Raw genomic sequence first — 17,090 nt, forward strand, 5'->3', positions numbered from 1 at the left:
TTCAAATCCGGATTTGTTTATTCATATTTTAGACTAGAGAGCTGCAATAATCTCGAAGAATCTTGCAGGATGACGGATTTAACCAACGTCCCCAAAGGTTCCAGTACGTCACCCTAGTCCAGCACGTCATCCTTCAAGCGACATAGTCGCTTGAAGGATCTCCTGAATGTCGCCCTAAAACTACCTTATGTATGTTCTTATCAAATGTTTGTCCAAAGGACCAAGACGTTCACAATAATGTAATTCAAAAGTTTGCTTTGTGTAGAGTATATTCAATCTATTTAATTTAATTTAAATCCCTCGTTAAACTCAGGAGCTGATTTTTGAGCTACTACATCACTAGTCCAAAAGGGGGTAACTGCATTTTTTAATTTTTCGCGATAAGTTATTTTATACTCACTCATGCTCTTACCCGTTTGACTTTGAAATTGTTCTTTAAAATCGGGCGTGGCCGAAATCTGTTGGGCTATCTCATTAATATAAATGAATTGCTCGCTGAGGATAGCTTCATTTGCGCCGAAATTATTTTCTGTCATAAATTGAGCGATTTTTTCTCTGGCTAATTCAATAACTTCTTCGTCCTCATAAGGTAATTGTGTAGATAAGCTGGGATAATTTTTTTTAAAATCAGAACCATATAGTTTATCGATGGCTTCATTTTTAGTTTTTATAGAAACAGTGCCTATCTTTAAAACATCTTCAATAATCAGCGGTATTTGCTCGTTGGCTGACTCTGAAAATTTATCCACATGTGGTTTTAGTAATGAAGGGGGAAGATCAAGTTTTTTTGCTAAGCTATTTAATACGACGGTGAGTGATAAGCGATAGCTCTCTATAGTGAGTTCCTTCATAACCTGTGGACTCATCGCCTGAGGGGGCATGGTTTCCGATTGTTTCTTTACAAAATCAAATGCTACTTCAAACATACTTGTATTGACTTCACAAAGGAGGGCTTCATGAATAGTTTGTTCACTTACTTTTGGGGCAATGTCTTTATCTGATAAAAGAGATTTAACAAGTTCCTGCCGTTGTCTTTCCCATTTTCCAAATGTACTTACCTTAAATTTTCCCATAATATTCTCCCTAATTCCCGATGATGGGCGATACTACATCTTGATGTAAGAATCAATCCGAATTCTCTTTATCGGAGGCTAATCTACTCCTCATCTTCTGTGCTTGAAGAAGCTTCTTGCGAGCTGTTTGTTGAGGAAGTTTGATGTTGCTCTTGCATACTTACTGAACAAGAGGAAGCAATTTTTTTAATCTCATTGCTATATTCTTTATCAGTAAGATTATCTACAACCTTTAAAAGCGCTGCGAGTTTTGGTTCGGCGCAGTCACAATAACTAGCTGTTGTTCGTTTATCTTTATCATTCATAGTGGGGAAAACAAGAGTGAATCTGTCTTCACAATACTCATTAATTTCTTCACTCGCCGCCTTGTCCAAACCGACCTCATTTTCAAGAGAATCCATGGTGTCTTGCAGAAGTGTTTGTGATATACAAAGCTGCATGGTTTTGTTGATTGCCTCTTGGGTATCAAGTGGATGTTGTGAAGCGCACTCGCAATATTTTTCACCAAAATTTTTGTAATCCACTTTATCTCGTATGTTATCCAGCCGTTTCATCCACGAATCAATACATTGTGTCTGAAAGGAATTTTGTAAAGTACCCTCAGTCGTCGCAGTATTTCCGGTTAATGAAAAAGAACTTAAAATTATAACCGCTAGTGTAAATTTAGCGAAACTTGAACGCATCTAGATTCACTCCTTGAAAATAAAAAGATTTTTCACTGAACCGTATGATTTAATCTAGGATTCGTTAAAATTGCAAGGCAAATGTTGCCAGCACGCTGAATATTTTATTTCTCTTGAAGAATGGGATAACGCTTGCTCACTGACTAACCATGGATGCCTGGCTTCAAACATAAATGCCAATGTATTTTGATAGCGAGTTGGCTTGAGCTCCTCATGAATTACAGTCTTATACGTATCCGCATCCGGTCCATGGGCCGTCATGCAGTTATGAATACTAACCCCACCGGGTAAAAAGCCTTCCTTCTTGGCGTCATATTCTCCTTTAATAAGTCCCATCAGTTCACTCATGATATTTCGGTGAAAATAAGGAGGTCTGAACGTGTGCTCAGCTACCATCCAGCGAGGCGGAAAAATTACAAAATCCAGATTGGCAACACCTGGCGAATTACTTTCGGAAGTCAAAACAGTGAAAATGGAGGGATCGGGGTGATCAAAACTTACGGTATTTATAGTATTAAATAAAGCCAAATCATAGCTGTAAGGTGCGTAATTGCCATGCCATGCTACAACATTTAGAGGGGAATGATGTGATTGTGCACTCCAAAGCCTTTGTTGATACTTACATATCAGTTGAATCTCATCCTGAATATTTTCAAAAGCCGCCACTGGATATAAGAAATGTCGTGGATTGGCCAATCCATTTGAACCAATGGGCCCAAGTTGCGGTAAAACAAAAGGGCTTCCCATATTTTCACAGATATAACCTGCTGCGAAGTCTGAAACTAATTCCACCCTAAAATTTATACCACGTGGGATGACCGCTATTTTTCCGGGCTCAATGGCAAGTTGGCCAAATTCTGTATGAATGGTGAGTTCTCCCGAATAGGGAACTAGCAGCATTTCGCCATCGCTGTTGCTAAAATAGCGTTTTTTCATAGATTGGTTGCATTGATAAATAAATGCATTCGCTGATTTATTACCAGCCAGATAAAATAATCCATCTACAAAATCCTTGTGCCCAGAAGGATTGGGGAGGGGAGCCCAGCGCATAGGGTTTGGCGATTGTAAATGGGCGTAATTAATGGCTAGATCTTTTTCATGAAGTTGGTAATCCTCATGGACAACCGAAGGGAGCGTACGATACAACCAGCTGCGTAAGTTGATGTGCCTTGGTCGTGTAAAAGCACTCCCGCTGAGTTGTTCTGCGTAAAGGCCAAATGCGCATTGTTGAGGGGAGTTTTGGTCTGTGGGTAAGGCACCTGGAATAGCTTCCGTTTGATGGTAATTACCAAATCCTGCTAAATTCACCCCTGTCTCCCTGCAAAAATAAAACAGCTTAGCATAGCTTGAAAAAGTAAAAAATGTCGAGTCTCTTAGCATCAGTTCTTTTTAATGCCCAGACGATGTATACTTTGTAATTTAATCATCTGAAATTAAGGTACTGTTGAAATTTCGTTTTCAGGATCCTGTTAAAGTGCTCACGCGCCGCGGTGAGTAAGCTATAAAACAAATGTTAACAGACCCTAATATCGCTTTTCTTTTGAGGTATAGTCATGGCGGGACATAGTAAGTGGGCTAATATTAAGTTTCGTAAAGGGGCTCAAGATGCCAAGCGTGGAAAGATTTTTACAAAACTCATTCGTGAAATAACAGTCGCAGCTAGAATGGGCGGAGGGGAGGAGTCCTCAAACCCTCGGTTACGAGATGCAATTAGCAAGGCTTTAAAAGCGAATATGAAACGCGATACCATCGATAACGCCATTAAGCGCGGAGCTGGTGGTTTAGATGGCGCAAATATGATGGAAATGCGGTATGAAGGCTATGGTCCTGGTGGTGTGGCTATTCTCGTTGACTGTTTATCAGATAATAAAAACCGTACGGTATCCGACGTTCGACATGCGTTTACAAAACACGGGGGAAATTTAGGCACAGATGGTTCTGTGGCTTATTTATTTAACAAACAAGGTGAAATTCTCCTTGCTGCAGGACAACCTGAAGATCAGGCTATGGAAATAGCTATCGAAGCAGGTGCTGATGATGTAACTGTGGAAGAGAATCAAATTGAAATTATTACCGCAGCAGAGAATTACCATAATGTTCTGACCGCTATTCAAAAAGCAGGCTATGAAGTTGAGCAATCCCATCTAACAATGCGTGCACAAACAATGGTTCCTTTGGACAAGGAAACCGCAGAAAGCCTGATAAAGTTGATAGATATGCTTGAAGATTTGGATGATGTACAGGAAGTTCATAGTAATGCTGAACTGCCTGAGGCATTATTTGAAACTGCCTGATGAGTATTATTTTAGGGATTGACCCTGGTTCTCGGGTAACGGGTTACGGAATTATTAGGGAAGAAGGGCGCAAAATCCAATATATTGATAGCGGTTGTATTCGAACCTCGGAGGGAGAGTTAAGTCAGCGTTTGTTGCAAATTTTTGATGGAATTTGCCAATTAATGGATGACTATAATCCCGACGAAGTGGCAATAGAGCAGGTATTTTTGCATCAGAATCCTAATTCTGCCCTTAAATTAGGCCATGCAAGAGGAGCCGCCATGGTGGCTGCTGCATCGCATCGCATCAGGATTAGTGAATATTCCCCTCGTGAGATTAAACAATCGGTTGTTGGCTATGGTGCTGCGCAAAAAGAGCAGGTAAAACATATGGTAGTTAAATTGTTAATGCTCAATAATGCGCCTCAAAACGATGCTGCTGATGCTTTGGCCATAGCGATTTGTCATTGTCACATGCGACATAATTTAGCGCTAACCCGGCGCCCACAGCATTTTAGGAGACGTGCACGATGATAGGTTGGTTAAATGGACAGATTGTTGATAAGCATCAACCTGGAAAAATGGTTATTGATGTGAATGGGGTGGGTTATGATGTGGAGACGTCGTTACATACATTTTTTCAGCTTGAAACCCACCCTGGTCCAATAGGATTGCATATTCATACCGTAGTTCGCGAAGATGCCCTGCAATTATTTGGATTTTTGGATAAAGAGGAAAGGGCTTTATTCAGGGCACTGATCAAAGTAAATGGTATTGGACCAAAATTGGCTATAGCGATATTATCCAGCATTACCCCCATTGAGTTTATTCAATGCATCGAAGAACAAAATGCCCTGCTGCTAACCAAGCTTCCGGGAATAGGCAAAAAAACTGCAGAGCGATTGCTAGTTGAAATGAGAGATAGCATTAAGCAACTCTCTCCACACATGATGAGTAGCCCTGGCGTACAGAAACCTTTATTGCAGCAAGAACAAAGTGAAGCCATCAGTGCTTTGGAGGCTTTAGGATATAAGCAGCAAGAGGCAATGAAAGTGATTAAGAAAATTGACGATGGAAATAAAAGTTGCGAACAATTAATTCGTCAGGCGCTACAATTATTGGCTGGTCGATAAGAAAATCCTCTGTACACCGCTGTAGTGGTGTAGCATTGAAGCAGAGAAGCGTAATCAAAGTTCATTAAACGAAGCTACTCTATCAAGCAGAAGGTTGTTCTTCTTTAGTGGGGAAGAAAACACGCACTATAAGACCGGTTCCCTCGCGGGGAGAAGCAAGTTCAACTCTGCCACCATGAAGATCAGTAATTTGTCTAACAATGGCTAAGCCCAATCCACTGCCAGGGCTTTTATTACCTAAGACACGGAAAAATCGCTCAAATACCCGACCTTGAAGTTCATCAGGGATACCTGGGCCGTTGTCGCGTACTTCGAGAATTAATTCTTTATTCTGAGAGAATATACGTACGGAAACTTTACCATTTTCCTTACAGTAACGAATGGCATTGTCTACCAGGTTTCGAATCAAAATACTTAGTGCAGTTGGATTACCTGCGAAAAGGGGCAAATGATCATCATGCTCAAATTCCAGTTCAATCTGTTTTTCAACAGCACTGGGAGCAAGCATGGCAAGCACTTCACGGGTAATTTTAACAAGGTTAACTTCATCGATATCATTAATGTTCGCTGCCTCAGGGACTAATTTACTCATCGTTAATAGCTGTTGTACGATGTGAGTGCTGCGATTAACGCTGGCGATAAGCTTTTGCAAGGCTTGATTTTTTTCCTCAATATTATTGGTGTTGAGTGCAACTTGTGCCTGGGCTTTCAAGGCAGCCAGAGGGGTTCTCAATTCATGGGCGGCATCAGCTGCAAAGCGTTTTTCTCGTTCAAAGCCTTCTTTCAAGCGATAAAATAACTTATTCAGTTCATCAATAACCGGTTTAATTTCCTCAGGAACTTCTTGTAAATCTACAGGTTCAAGATGGGTTGGGGCTCGGTTTGCGACTTCTTGTGCTACTCTATCAAGACTATCTAAGCCTCGACCAATAATAATCCATATTAATAACCCTGACAGTGGAAAGGTTAACAACATAATGTAAAGATCATCTTGAGCAATACGATGACCAAGTTCGTTACGTGTATCATAGCGCTCGGCCAATACTGTACGAACTCCTGCCTGTTCATTGTAGGTGGTAAACACGCGCCATTTCTGATTAGAAACCAGTTTATCACTGAAACCATCGACTTCAGCTGTCAGCGGAATTTTAGGCGCGGTGGGGGAATGGAGTAAAAGTTTGCCTCCATTGGTCCATACCTGGAAATTAAATTTGTCTAAATAGTTTTTGGGAGGGAGATCGTTTAAAAAACGTCTCTGATAATAGTTATCAATTTTCTGGGGAATGACTTCAAGGGCATCCTGAATCTTTCCAAGAGGGCGCTGATGCAAGTCATCTCCCAGCAGCGCCTGATAGGATAATGCTGAAATGGCCATTAAAGTATCCAGATGCTCCTGGATATCTTTTTGGTCTAGATAGTAATTACCTATTGCAGTTAACGTAGTTGTTATTGTTATTGCTAATAATAAATTAATTAACAAAAACTTGCGTATAGATGATTTCACAATAGTTAATTACTCATTTTTCTCCGCCATGTACCCGACACCACGAATAGTGCGGATAAAGTTGGCGTTGAGTTTTTTGCGCAAGTTGTGGATATGTACCTCCAGGGCATTGGAATCCACATCCTCATCCCAACCGTAGATACTTTGCATCAGTTGTTCACGTGATAGAACTTGTCCACTGTTTTCAAGCAACTTTTGTAGTAGGGCGAATTCTCTACGCGGAACATTGACGATGACACCGTCAACATAAACAGAATGAGCAGCAGGGTCAAGGGTAATATTACGGTATTGAAGGACAGCATCAGCACGACCTGAAGAGCGTCTAACAAGGGCGCGTACCCTTGCGCTTAGCTCATTTAAATCAAAAGGCTTGGTGAGGTAATCGTCAGCCCCACTGTCTAAACCCTTCACTCTATCTTCCACTGATTCACGGGCGGTTAGTATTATCACGGGAGTCGCATTTCCATCATGGCGAATCGCTTGCAAGAAACCTAGGCCTGAAAGTTTGGGTAAACCCAAATCAAGAATAATTAATTCAAAAGACTCGGATTTTACTGCAGCACGTGCTGCTTCACCGTCTTTTAACCAATCAACAACATAGCCAAATTGAGTGAGACCAGCTTTAACTGCATCACCTAGTAACTCATCATCTTCAACCAGTAGCAATCTCATTCTTGCTCCTAAAATATGTTCCCTAATGGGAATCATTAGAGGGTTGTTGTTCTATTTCTTTTTCAATTAAATGCCTGGTTAAATAGATTGCCTGTAAAAACACAAATAGCAATGTAAAACCAGCCCCACCAAACAGCTTAAAGTTAACCCAAACATCTGTACTATAAAAATAAGCTACATACAGGTTAACACTACCCATTAAAACAAAAAATAGCGCCCAAGCATAATTTAAACGATACCAGATTTTAGTGGGCAAATTTATATTTCCATCCATCATTTTTTGAATAAGCGGTTTTTTTCCGACAAAAGAGGACAAAAGGAATACCACGGAAGTTAGCCAATAAATTCCCGTTGGTTTCCACTTTATAAACCAGGGATTATGGAAAAATAACGTTGCACCCCCTAAAACAAAAATGATTGCCAGGCTGATTAAATGAATTTTTTCATAACGTTGGTGTTTCAATCTATGAAAAATAACTTGGAATAAGGAGGCAGCCATAGCTACGGCAGTAGCATTATAAATGCCAAACAGTTTGTAACTAATAAAAAAAAGTAAAATTGGAAAAAAATCAAAGAGTAGTTTCATAGTTGTTATTGAAATTTAATACTTACTTAAGTATATCACACGATTTCAAACTCTCACGCAAGCTCTTATTAATTTGCATAATTTTGCTTGCGTGGTAAGTTAAGGCCAGATTTAGCCTATCACTAATTGTTGACCCGGCTGAAGTAATTTTTTGTTAATGCCTGGATTTAATTTAACCAGCATTGATACCTTGGTATTATTGCGTTTAGCAATGCTGCTTAAGTTATCCCCGCTTTTAACAATATAAACACCATACTTCACAGTGCGTTTCCATATGGTCAATTGCTGGCCGGGTTTTAATGGCTGCGTTGTACTTATCTGATTCCATTTTCTGATTTCCGAAGTGGATACGTTGTATTTTTTTTCCAGTATCTGATAAGTTTCACCACGCTGTACAATGTGCACTACTTTATAGCTTTGAATGCTTGCTGGCTGATCGTTAGCCGCCAACATGGCAGGTTTTGGCGCGGTAACAGGGGCATTTTTAGTACTCGGTATTAACACATATTGGCCCGTCTTAAGTTTATCGGATTTCAAGCGATTTAATTCGCGTAGCAGGTTTACTGTTGTGAAATTTCTACGGGCAATCGAATTTAAATCATCTCCGGGGCGCACCTGGTAACGACTCCAGCTGACTCGTTTTTCTTCGGGGATACTTGCCAGGTTCCGATTAAATTTTTCTACTTTATTAGCGGGTATCAATAATTTAAAAGGTTTATAGGGTGCTGTTGCCCAACGATTAAAACCTGGGTTTAACTTAATCAGATCTTTATAAGAAATACCGGCGAGCTTGGCGGCATGACTTAAATCGATTTGACTGCCAATATTTACTTCTTCGAAATAAGGGACGTGTGGAATGTCTGGAAGAGTAACTCTATAGCGTTGTGGGTATTTAATGATTTCAGCAAGCGCCAAAAGCCTTGGAACATAAGCTTTGGTTTCCGCAGGCAAGGGCAGGGACCAGAAACGTATATTTCGTGACTGACGGCTATTTTTAATAGCTCGGGACACCGTTCCTTCACCTGAGTCATAAGCGGCAATCGCTAAAATCCAATTACCACTAAAATATTTATTCAAATAGGTTAGGTAGTTCAGGGCTGCATCCGTAGAGGGGCGAATACTTCGACGACCGTCAAACCACCAGTCTTGCTTTAAACCGAGATTGTTCCCTGTACCTGGCATGAGTTGCCAAAGTCCTGCAGCACCAGCTCCTGAGTAAGCAAAAGGATCATAGGCGCTCTCAATCATTGGCAGGAGAGCGATTTCTCCAGGCATGTGCCTTTTTTTAATTTCAGTAACGATATGATACATGTAGGGCTCAGAACGAGCTAATTTATTGAGGTAACTGGGATGAGAAATAATCCAACGAAGCTGTGTTTGAACCTCAGGTTGGGTAACTTCGTGATTTAAACTGAACTGACTTCGCATGACGTCCCACACTGTCTGGGTGGCATGCGCTGTAGAATAAAATGCGTAAGAGATTGAAAATAAAAGGATTAAACTAAAAACTCTTGGTCTAAACTTCAATGTGACAGCCTATTACGAATTAAAAGGCTAAACAGTGTACTAAATAAAATTCAAGCGATAAACCCTTTTTGTATATATTCTGTTCTAAGGGGTTTAAATTGTATCTTATTGTTAAGAAAAACTATTCTTATCTGCGCGCAATTGTTTAAAAATTTGAAATGGATCGCGAGTTCCAACTCGGTTATCAGCATAATTTTTCAAATCAGGTTTATCTGTTCGTAGAAAAGGATTGATGTTTTTCTCTAACTCAATCGTTGATGGCAAGGAACAATGATCATTCTCGCTTAGTTCATTGGCATAACGGTTTGATATCTTATTGCCAGGTTCTACGGTATTAGCAAAACGAAGGTTCTGTCGAGTGTATTCATGGGCACAAAAAACTTTAGTAGCATCGGGCAATGTTTTTAATTTTTGTAATGACTCGTATAACTCCTCAATGGTTCCATCAAATACCCGCCCACAGCCTGCCGAAAAGAGAGTATCCCCACAAAATAGCCATTGATAATGAGGTTCATAAAGACTGATGTGTGTAGATGTATGTCCTGGGGTGTCTAAAATATGAAAATTACACGGTGGTAGGGTTAATACGGTCTCTGGCTTCAGGGTTTGCGTAATATAAGGAATACGCGAGTCTTCTGGGCCGTAGACAACAACATCAGGATAGTTATTTATCAAGTCCAAAACCCCACCAATGTGATCATGATGATGATGGGTTAAGAGAATCGCTTTAAGTTGTAGAGATTGTTGTTTTAAAAAATCAAGAACAGGTTGAGCGTCACCAGGGTCAATACAAAAGGTGGTTGCCAATTTTTCATCAATAATCATCCAAATATAGTTATCAGCAAAAGCCGAAACAGGCAGCACCTTCATTTTTCCTCCTTGCTAACAGCAAATTCACTTTATTGTGGATTATAGTTAATTTGCTTAGCAGAAGCATCTGGATTTGATTGTTTATTTAATTTCTTGCGCAAAAATTTGAGCGGAGAAAAGGACGAGGAATGATCATTTTTTTTATGGGCATTAGGGACAGACTTAGGTAAAGACGATTCAATGTTAATATTCAATTCCGATTTAGCATTTTCTTGCTTTTCAATCATATTGTTTTCAATAGGTAACATTTTTTGTACTGGAAACTCAGTCAAGTGATTCGTTTTTTTAGGTTGAACTTTCTTTAACTGTGCCCCATTTCCTATAAACAACATTCTTCCATACCCGAAAGAGAAGAACAGTGGAATGGATTTCAATTCTGCAGAATCTGAAAAAACCGGTTGGGGTTGCTCCCTCTGATAAAAAGTCTTATTCCAATTATACGTTCTTGTATCTGACAAAACGAGTTGGGATTCATGTCTTACTAAGGCTTTTGCCATTGCCAAGCCGTCAGGATAGGCTAATAAAACGTCTGGAATTGCTTTGAGCAATAATGCATCAGGATTTTGAGAAAGTAAAAAATCCCTTACAGAAGAACTTTCTTCGGGTAACTGATAATTGCAACAAACTTCATACTGGGCGTAAATAAAACTACGTTCGATGTCATTCCATAAAAATTTAATTTCATGGACAATGTCGGTTTCACTATCGCCCACTTGCTTTGTTGCTACGCTTAAAATTTTACCCCCAAGAATTTGTGTTATTCTCAGTAAAATATCGGGGCAAACTTTGTATTTACCATCAGGGTATTTTTTACCTTGTACCTCATGGTATTTATGTGAATCGAAACCCGAAGTATACCCCAAAGGAACGGCAGAAAAATCATTGGTGTTACTGTAATAGTTTAAATTCCCGATATCTCCAAATTCATCTCGCCCAAAGCCTACTACAGATGTACAAGAAGGAAACAATAAGAAAACATGCGTGACATCAGCCCCACAAAAAGGGTAATAAACTGAGGAAACTGACTGAGCGGAATTCATTTTTAAGCTCATCTTTTTTAATTCAGTGCAACGTACATCGTGTAATCCTGATGCAAACAGTTTTGAATGATGTAATCGCTCCAATAATTCACTATTACTATATTCTGTCGTTGCATGTATGCAGGGAGTTTCCTGAGGATTGTTTTCTTCATAATCAGCTAGGATTTGGGAAACAAAAAAATCAGTGGACCCATCAGTTTTCATATTACATTCTCGTTAAAGGGAGTAAAACCAATTGTAATGATTCGAACTTAAGAAAAAATTAAATGATCATAATTTGCGCAGTTATGTGAAAGAGAGGGTTTAAAGGCCCTCCCATTGTAAAATGTGTATTTGCAAGGATGAGTTAAACACCTTGCATACTAAAAGAAGAAATACCAGGATTAAATACTGTTTTTAATTGCTCAAGGATGGTTTTCATTTCCGCTTCAAGGGTGTAAGGAGGATTGATAATCCATAAACCACATCCTGTCATACCTTCTACATTTATGGTCGTCCAATTAAACTCAAGGCGCATTGTATTCGAAGCGCCAATATTCTCCATCCCTCTCAGGAGTTGTTGCTGTAATCTGCTATCCACTAAAGGATACCAAAGACAAAAAATACCGGTAGAAAAACGTTGGTATGCCAGTTTAATTGCCTGGGGAATAGTTTTGTACTCCTCTTTAAGTTCATAAGAAGGATCGAGAAAAATAAGGCCGCGACGTTCAGGAGGAGGTAATAATGTTTGTAGGGCGGACACTCCGTCACTATGGCTAAAAAAAACACGCTTTCCAGTGTGTGGTAGTACCTTAAGTTGTTCAAATTCGCGAGGATGTAACTCGCAACAATACAAACGATCCTGGGGTCTTAACAGTTCGATTGCAAGTGCTGGTGAACCGGGATAGAAACGTAAATCAGAGGTGTTGAGCGCACTGATGCATTTTAAGTAAGGTGAAAAAAGAGGGGACAATTGATTCTTGTGTTTCCACAGTAGTTTAATACCTTGCTGCGATTCTCCCGTCTTGATGGCCTGAGAATCGTTTAAATCATAACGTCCCTTCCCCGAATGCGTTTCAAGATAAAACAAAGGTTTGTCTTTTTTTACGAGATAAGTAAGTATGCGACAAAGGGTAGCGTGTTTTACAACATCAGCAAAATTACCGGCATGATAGCCGTGTTGATAGCTAAGCATAAGAAAACTGTATTTAAAAAGCGAAGTATAAACATTTTCAGGAAGTAATCCAAATTATCAAAAAAAATCACCGGTAAATTTAAATGTAAATGATGCTTAGATGAGAGTAATGAATCCTCCCCTACGTACTGCGGCTTATCCGCAGTACCCAAGAAGATAATGTTGGTTTCTGGCTTCAAATTCTTGGATACCGCGAATGAGTCGCGATACGTAGGAAAGGGTTGAATAAGGATAATTCTTATTGCTTGGAATTTGATACTTTGTTTTATAATCCAGCCTTTATAATACGCTATACTTAGATTGTGTTTTTAAGGACCAATGGAGACAAATTATGGGCTTTCCTAGAGAATATGAAGAGACTAACTCCTTTTCAGATTACTCCTATGAGGAAGAGAATAGTGAAGATTTGGATCACAAAAAGCGAGTGCGCAAGATGCTTGAAGACAAGCTTGAGCGTAAACGTTTAAGAGAAGAGTTAGAAGATGAGCTGGATGGGGAATTTGATTGGGACGAACTGGATCGCTAATTATTCACCCTCAACTGCCTTGCTGCGAATAAAGTATTCTGCAGTAAGACGGCGATAGTCATGGGCCCAACGCCACCTGGAACAGGCGTAATCCAGCCTACTTTGTTTTTAGCGCTCTCAAAATCGATGTCACCCCTTAATTTTCCATTGGGTAATCGATGTATACCTACATCCACCACAACCTGGTGTGGATTTAACCAGGATACATCAATTACATCACGAATGCCTGTGGCCACTACTAAAATATCAGCAATACGCACATATTGTTCCAAATTTTCTGTAAAACGATGACACACCGTTACGGTCGCTGCGGCCAAAAGAAATTCCATGGCCATAGGGCGGCCTACAATATTTGATGCACCAATCACAACCGTATGTTTGCCTTCAAGTGGAATCTGGTAATAATCCAGCAGGTTGATGATTCCATAAGGGGTGCAGGGCCTTAATAACGGATTTCGCAGTGTTAAGCGTCCCATGTTGTAAGGGTGAAAACCATCAATATCTTTATGAGGGGAAATACATTCAATCACTTTATTCGGATCAATTGAGTCAGGCAAAGGAAGTTGCACCAATATACCATCTATTTCGGGAGAGTTGTTTAATCGGTCAATTAAGCTTAACAGCTCTTTTTCGGTTGTCGAGGCAGGCAAATCGTAGGCATAAGAATGAAAACCCACTTCAGAACATGCTTTGCGCTTGTTATTTACATAAATGTGAGAGGCAGGATCATTGCCTACAAGAATAACAGCAAGTCCGGGTGCAGCTTGCCCCTGGCTAATCATTTCAGCAACGGCAAGTTTAATTTCTTGTTTTAATTTGGAAGAAACCAAATTGCCATCTAAAAAAGTTGCAGTCATATTCAAGTACACCCTAAGTTTGTGCGGAAAATCATATTCTTCGAATAGGCAGCTAAAGTGCTTACTTGATTATTTTGTAATAGTCTTTGATCGTTCTCGTCATTCCCGCATAAGCGGGAATCCATCCAATCATCAAGGAGGAAAAGATGTCATGAAATAGATTCCCGCCTGCGCGGGGAATGACACACGCACAAATTACATTACATAAACAAATGTGGCTGCCTTTAAAATGTGTAGGATTATGAAATAGCCAACTCATTAATGCAATGATTCTAATGCAATAATACCTCTGTAATGTTGTCTTAATACCCTAGACAAACTTAGCCTGGTGTTATACATTGGCCGTTTTTAGCAGGAAATGCTCATGCGTATTGCCTTAGGGGTTGAATACGATGGTAGCCAATATCATGGCTGGCAAGCGCAAACAGGCCTGCATACGGTTCAGCAAGTTTTAGAAGATGCTTTGACAAAGGTCGCGGATAGCGACGTTAGTGTTATCTGCGCGGGTAGAACCGATACAGGCGTGCATGCTACAAACCAGATTATTCATTTTGATTGTGAAAAAGAGCGAACTATTCGCTCTTGGATTCATGGGGCTAATTCTTTCCTACCCAAAGATGTGTGTGTTAAGTGGGGAAGAGAAATGCCAGATAATTTTCATGCACGATATTCCGCTTTATCGCGACGGTATCGTTATATTATTTACAATGCGCCAATAAGGCCAGCGCTTTTGCGTAGCAGTGTCACCTGGCAATATCGCCAGCTTGATCATCATGCTATGCAGGAGGCTAGTCGATGCTTGTTGGGGGAAAATGACTATACTTCTTTTCGTTCAATAGAATGCCAGTCAAACACTCCAATGCGTAATGTCCATCATTTGCAAGTTACCCGCACTGGTGATTTGGTCATGATTGATATTACCGCCAATGCTTTTCTACACCATATGGTAAGAAATATTGCGGGCGTATTAATTGCCGTTGGCTCTGGCAAGAAACCGGTGACTTGGGTAAAAGAAGTTTTACAAGCGAAAGACAGGCGTTTGGGTGCCGAAACAGCGCCGCCTTATGGTTTATACTTGGTAGCAGTGACTTATCCAAAAGAATTCGGCGTAATACAGCTAAATCCAGGGCCTTTATTTTTATGGGAGCGTTAGTTGGTAAATCGGCTACGGGTAAAAATGTGTGGCATGACACGTGAACAGGATATCGCTTATGCAGCAGCATTAGGTGTTGATGCAGTTGGCTTGATATTCTATCCCAAGAGTCCGCGCTCTGTTTCGGTAGAGCAAGCAAAAAAGCTGATACAAGCTGTGCCCGCTTTTTTAGATATCGTGGCTGTGATGGTGAATCCAGATACTTCTTTTGTGAAGGTAATTGTGGAGGAGCTACCTGTTCACTATCTGCAATTTCATGGGGATGAATCGCCAAAATTTTGCACTCAATTTAAAAAGCCCTACATTAAGGCAATACAAGCCCACTCATCGGCTTTTATTAATGAAAAGTGTTCTGAGTATGCAGAGGCAGTGGCCATTTTATTAGATACACCCTCAACTTCCCATGGTGGTACCGGCAAGATTTTTGATTGGACTATTATTCCTGATACGTTAAGAAAACCTATCATTTTAGCCGGTGGTTTAACTGCAAAGAACATTGAAATGATAACCAACAAAAAATCATTGTACGCCGTTGATGTTTGTAGTGGGGTGGAGTCGTCTCCAGGTGTCAAAGATCATGATAAAATGAAACAATTTGTTAACGCATTGTGGGGTAATTATGAATGAAGTAGAACTCCCTGATAACCGCGGCCATTTTGGTCAATACGGTGGAATTTTTGTGGCGGATACTTTGATGCATGCGTTACAACAGTTACAGGATGCTTATCAGCAGTATAAGCAAGATCCAGTATTTATGGCAGAATTAACAGCAGAATTGCGTGAGTATGTAGGAAGACCAACCCCACTTTATCATGCCAAACATTTAAGTGCCCAAGTAGGTGGTGCGCAAATTTATTTAAAACGTGAAGACTTAAACCATACCGGTGCGCACAAAATTAATAATACGGTAGGGCAGGCTTTGCTTGCTAAGCGTATGGGAAAAACAAGGATCATTGCTGAAACAGGTGCAGGTCAGCACGGTGTTGCCTCTGCTACAGTGGCGGCCAAACTCGGTTTAAAATGTGTCGTTTATATGGGGTCTGAAGATATTAAAAGACAAGCCATCAATGTTTATCGTATGAAGTTGCTAGGTGCAGAGGTAATTCCTGTGACAGCAGGGTCTAAAACTTTAAAGGATGCTTTAAACGAAGCAATGCGTGATTGGGTGAGTAATGTAGATAATACATTTTATATTATTGGCACGGTGGCAGGTCCTCATCCTTACCCGCAAATGGTAAGGGATTTTCAAGCAATTATTGGTCAGGAAGCGCGTGAACAAATGCTTAAGGCGTGTGGGGAACTACCTGATGCTTTAGTGGCGTGCGTAGGTGGGGGCTCCAATGCGATTGGTCTTTTCCATGCTTTTTTAAAGGATAAAACGGTGGCAATTTATGGCGTTGAAGCTGGGGGAAAGGGCATCGAAACAGGTGAACATGCTGCTTCCTTAATAGCCGGAAAGCCAGGCGTTTTGCACGGGAATCGTACTTACTTACTCTGTGATGAACATGGCCAGATTAAAGATACACACTCTGTCTCTGCCGGTCTTGATTATCCCGGTGTAGGTCCTGAGCATGCTTATTTAAAAGACATTGGACGAGTTGAGTATGTAGCGATTAATGATACTGAAGCGCTCGATGCTTTTCGAATCTTAACGCAGATAGAAGGCATTATTCCGGCATTGGAGTCAAGTCACGCAGTAGCTTATGCAATGAAACTTGCTAAAAAAATGTCGCCATCGCAGAGGATTATCGTTAATTTGTCAGGGCGAGGGGACAAAGATATTCACACGGTAGCCAATATTGACGGCTTATCTTTGTAATGCGTTTATATTAAGCGCTTGCGTATAAGCAAAGACATACTTGTGTTAAGGTAAATTATGAATCGAATAGACAAGGTATTAGTACAATTGCGGGCTAGTGGTAAAAAAATGCTAAGTCCCTATATCACTGCCGGTGACCCCAAGTTAGATATTACCGTTTCTTTGATGCATGAATTAGTAGCGGCGGGTGCTAATATT

At 40.3% G+C, this 17,090-nt stretch carries 18 protein-coding genes and 1 pseudogene; 8 read left to right on the top strand and 11 right to left on the bottom strand.

Annotation, left to right across the window (positions count from 1 at the left end; translation table 11 throughout):
- Positions 1 to 281: 281 nt before the first annotated feature.
- From Ljam_RS02730 to hmgA, 3 genes are all read right to left on the bottom strand, one after another.
- Complete coding sequence (locus tag Ljam_RS02730; RefSeq protein WP_058448600.1) at positions 282 to 1,073, bottom strand: RasGAP domain-containing protein; 792 nt, start codon at positions 1,071 to 1,073, stop codon at positions 282 to 284.
- An 83-nt stretch (positions 1,074 to 1,156) separates the two neighbouring features.
- On the bottom strand, positions 1,157 to 1,756 hold the full coding sequence (locus Ljam_RS02735; RefSeq protein ID WP_058448601.1) for a hypothetical protein: 600 nt from the start codon (positions 1,754 to 1,756) through the stop codon (positions 1,157 to 1,159).
- Positions 1,757 to 1,810: 54 nt separating this feature from the next.
- A complete protein-coding gene (hmgA, locus tag Ljam_RS02740) occupies positions 1,811 to 3,064 on the bottom strand; it encodes a homogentisate 1,2-dioxygenase (protein ID WP_058448602.1) in 1,254 nt (417 codons plus the stop codon).
- A 245-nt stretch (positions 3,065 to 3,309) separates the two neighbouring features.
- Between hmgA and Ljam_RS02745 the strand changes: the two genes are divergently transcribed.
- From Ljam_RS02745 to ruvA, 3 genes are read left to right on the top strand one after another with little or no spacing between them, the layout of a single operon-like run.
- Positions 3,310 to 4,050, top strand: a complete 741-nt coding sequence (locus Ljam_RS02745; protein WP_058448603.1) for a YebC/PmpR family DNA-binding transcriptional regulator — start codon at positions 3,310 to 3,312, stop codon at positions 4,048 to 4,050.
- Entirely contained in the window at positions 4,050 to 4,565 is a 516-nt protein-coding gene (gene ruvC, locus Ljam_RS02750; RefSeq protein WP_058448604.1) for a crossover junction endodeoxyribonuclease RuvC, read from the top strand. The genes Ljam_RS02745 and ruvC overlap by 1 nt, the downstream gene beginning before the upstream one ends.
- A complete protein-coding gene (ruvA, locus tag Ljam_RS02755) occupies positions 4,562 to 5,164 on the top strand; it encodes a Holliday junction branch migration protein RuvA (protein WP_058448605.1) in 603 nt (200 codons plus the stop codon). Before ruvC ends, ruvA begins: the two co-directional genes overlap by 4 nt.
- An 82-nt stretch (positions 5,165 to 5,246) precedes the next feature.
- Here ruvA and Ljam_RS02760 read toward each other — a convergent pair whose 3' ends face one another.
- The 7 genes from Ljam_RS02760 to Ljam_RS02790 all read right to left on the bottom strand — a co-directional run bounded on the left by Ljam_RS02760 (position 5,247) and on the right by Ljam_RS02790 (position 12,537).
- On the bottom strand, positions 5,247 to 6,668 hold the full coding sequence (locus Ljam_RS02760; protein WP_058448606.1) for an ATP-binding protein: 1,422 nt from the start codon (positions 6,666 to 6,668) through the stop codon (positions 5,247 to 5,249).
- 9 nt (positions 6,669 to 6,677) lie between these two features.
- Complete coding sequence (locus Ljam_RS02765) at positions 6,678 to 7,340, bottom strand: response regulator (RefSeq protein WP_058448607.1); 663 nt, start codon at positions 7,338 to 7,340, stop codon at positions 6,678 to 6,680.
- 22 nt (positions 7,341 to 7,362) lie between these two features.
- Complete coding sequence (locus tag Ljam_RS02770; protein ID WP_058448608.1) at positions 7,363 to 7,926, bottom strand: septation protein A; 564 nt, start codon at positions 7,924 to 7,926, stop codon at positions 7,363 to 7,365.
- Positions 7,927 to 8,037: 111 nt separating this feature from the next.
- Positions 8,038 to 9,354 carry a lytic transglycosylase gene (locus Ljam_RS02775; RefSeq protein WP_131762302.1) on the bottom strand — a complete coding sequence of 439 codons (1,317 nt, stop codon included), beginning with the start codon at positions 9,352 to 9,354 and terminating at the stop codon, positions 8,038 to 8,040.
- Positions 9,355 to 9,564: 210 nt separating this feature from the next.
- Positions 9,565 to 10,323 (bottom strand): hydroxyacylglutathione hydrolase, encoded by a 759-nt coding sequence (gene gloB, locus Ljam_RS02780; RefSeq protein ID WP_058448610.1) that lies wholly within the window; start codon positions 10,321 to 10,323, stop codon positions 9,565 to 9,567.
- Between the two features lie 29 nt (positions 10,324 to 10,352).
- Entirely contained in the window at positions 10,353 to 11,567 is a 1,215-nt protein-coding gene (locus Ljam_RS02785) for a hypothetical protein (RefSeq protein ID WP_058448611.1), read from the bottom strand.
- Between the two features lie 142 nt (positions 11,568 to 11,709).
- On the bottom strand, positions 11,710 to 12,537 hold the full coding sequence (locus Ljam_RS02790; protein ID WP_058448612.1) for a 23S rRNA (adenine(2030)-N(6))-methyltransferase RlmJ: 828 nt from the start codon (positions 12,535 to 12,537) through the stop codon (positions 11,710 to 11,712).
- A gap of 331 nt (positions 12,538 to 12,868) precedes the next feature.
- Between Ljam_RS02790 and Ljam_RS02795 the strand changes: the two genes are divergently transcribed.
- Entirely contained in the window at positions 12,869 to 13,063 is a 195-nt protein-coding gene (locus tag Ljam_RS02795) for a PA3496 family putative envelope integrity protein (RefSeq protein ID WP_058448613.1), read from the top strand.
- Here the strand turns inward: Ljam_RS02795 and folD are convergent.
- Complete coding sequence (folD, locus tag Ljam_RS02800) at positions 13,060 to 13,920, bottom strand: bifunctional methylenetetrahydrofolate dehydrogenase/methenyltetrahydrofolate cyclohydrolase FolD (protein ID WP_058448614.1); 861 nt, start codon at positions 13,918 to 13,920, stop codon at positions 13,060 to 13,062. The genes Ljam_RS02795 and folD overlap by 4 nt on opposite strands.
- Positions 13,921 to 14,284: 364 nt before the next feature.
- Here folD and truA point away from each other — a divergent pair, with 364 nt between their 5' ends.
- The 4 genes and pseudogenes from truA to Ljam_RS02820 all read left to right on the top strand — a co-directional run.
- A complete protein-coding gene (gene truA / locus Ljam_RS02805; protein ID WP_058448615.1) occupies positions 14,285 to 15,073 on the top strand; it encodes a tRNA pseudouridine(38-40) synthase TruA in 789 nt (262 codons plus the stop codon).
- A complete protein-coding gene (locus Ljam_RS02810; RefSeq protein ID WP_255305157.1) occupies positions 15,074 to 15,700 on the top strand; it encodes a phosphoribosylanthranilate isomerase in 627 nt (208 codons plus the stop codon).
- Positions 15,693 to 16,892 carry a tryptophan synthase subunit beta gene (trpB, locus tag Ljam_RS02815; protein WP_058448617.1) on the top strand — a complete coding sequence of 400 codons (1,200 nt, stop codon included), beginning with the start codon at positions 15,693 to 15,695 and terminating at the stop codon, positions 16,890 to 16,892. The genes Ljam_RS02810 and trpB overlap by 8 nt, the downstream gene beginning before the upstream one ends.
- A 57-nt stretch (positions 16,893 to 16,949) precedes the next feature.
- Positions 16,950 to 17,090, top strand: a pseudogene (locus tag Ljam_RS02820) (tryptophan synthase subunit alpha); the annotation flags it as partial.

This window comes from Legionella jamestowniensis (assembly GCF_001467745.1).
In the GTDB taxonomy this organism is placed as follows: Bacteria; Pseudomonadota; Gammaproteobacteria; order Legionellales; family Legionellaceae; genus Tatlockia; species Tatlockia jamestowniensis.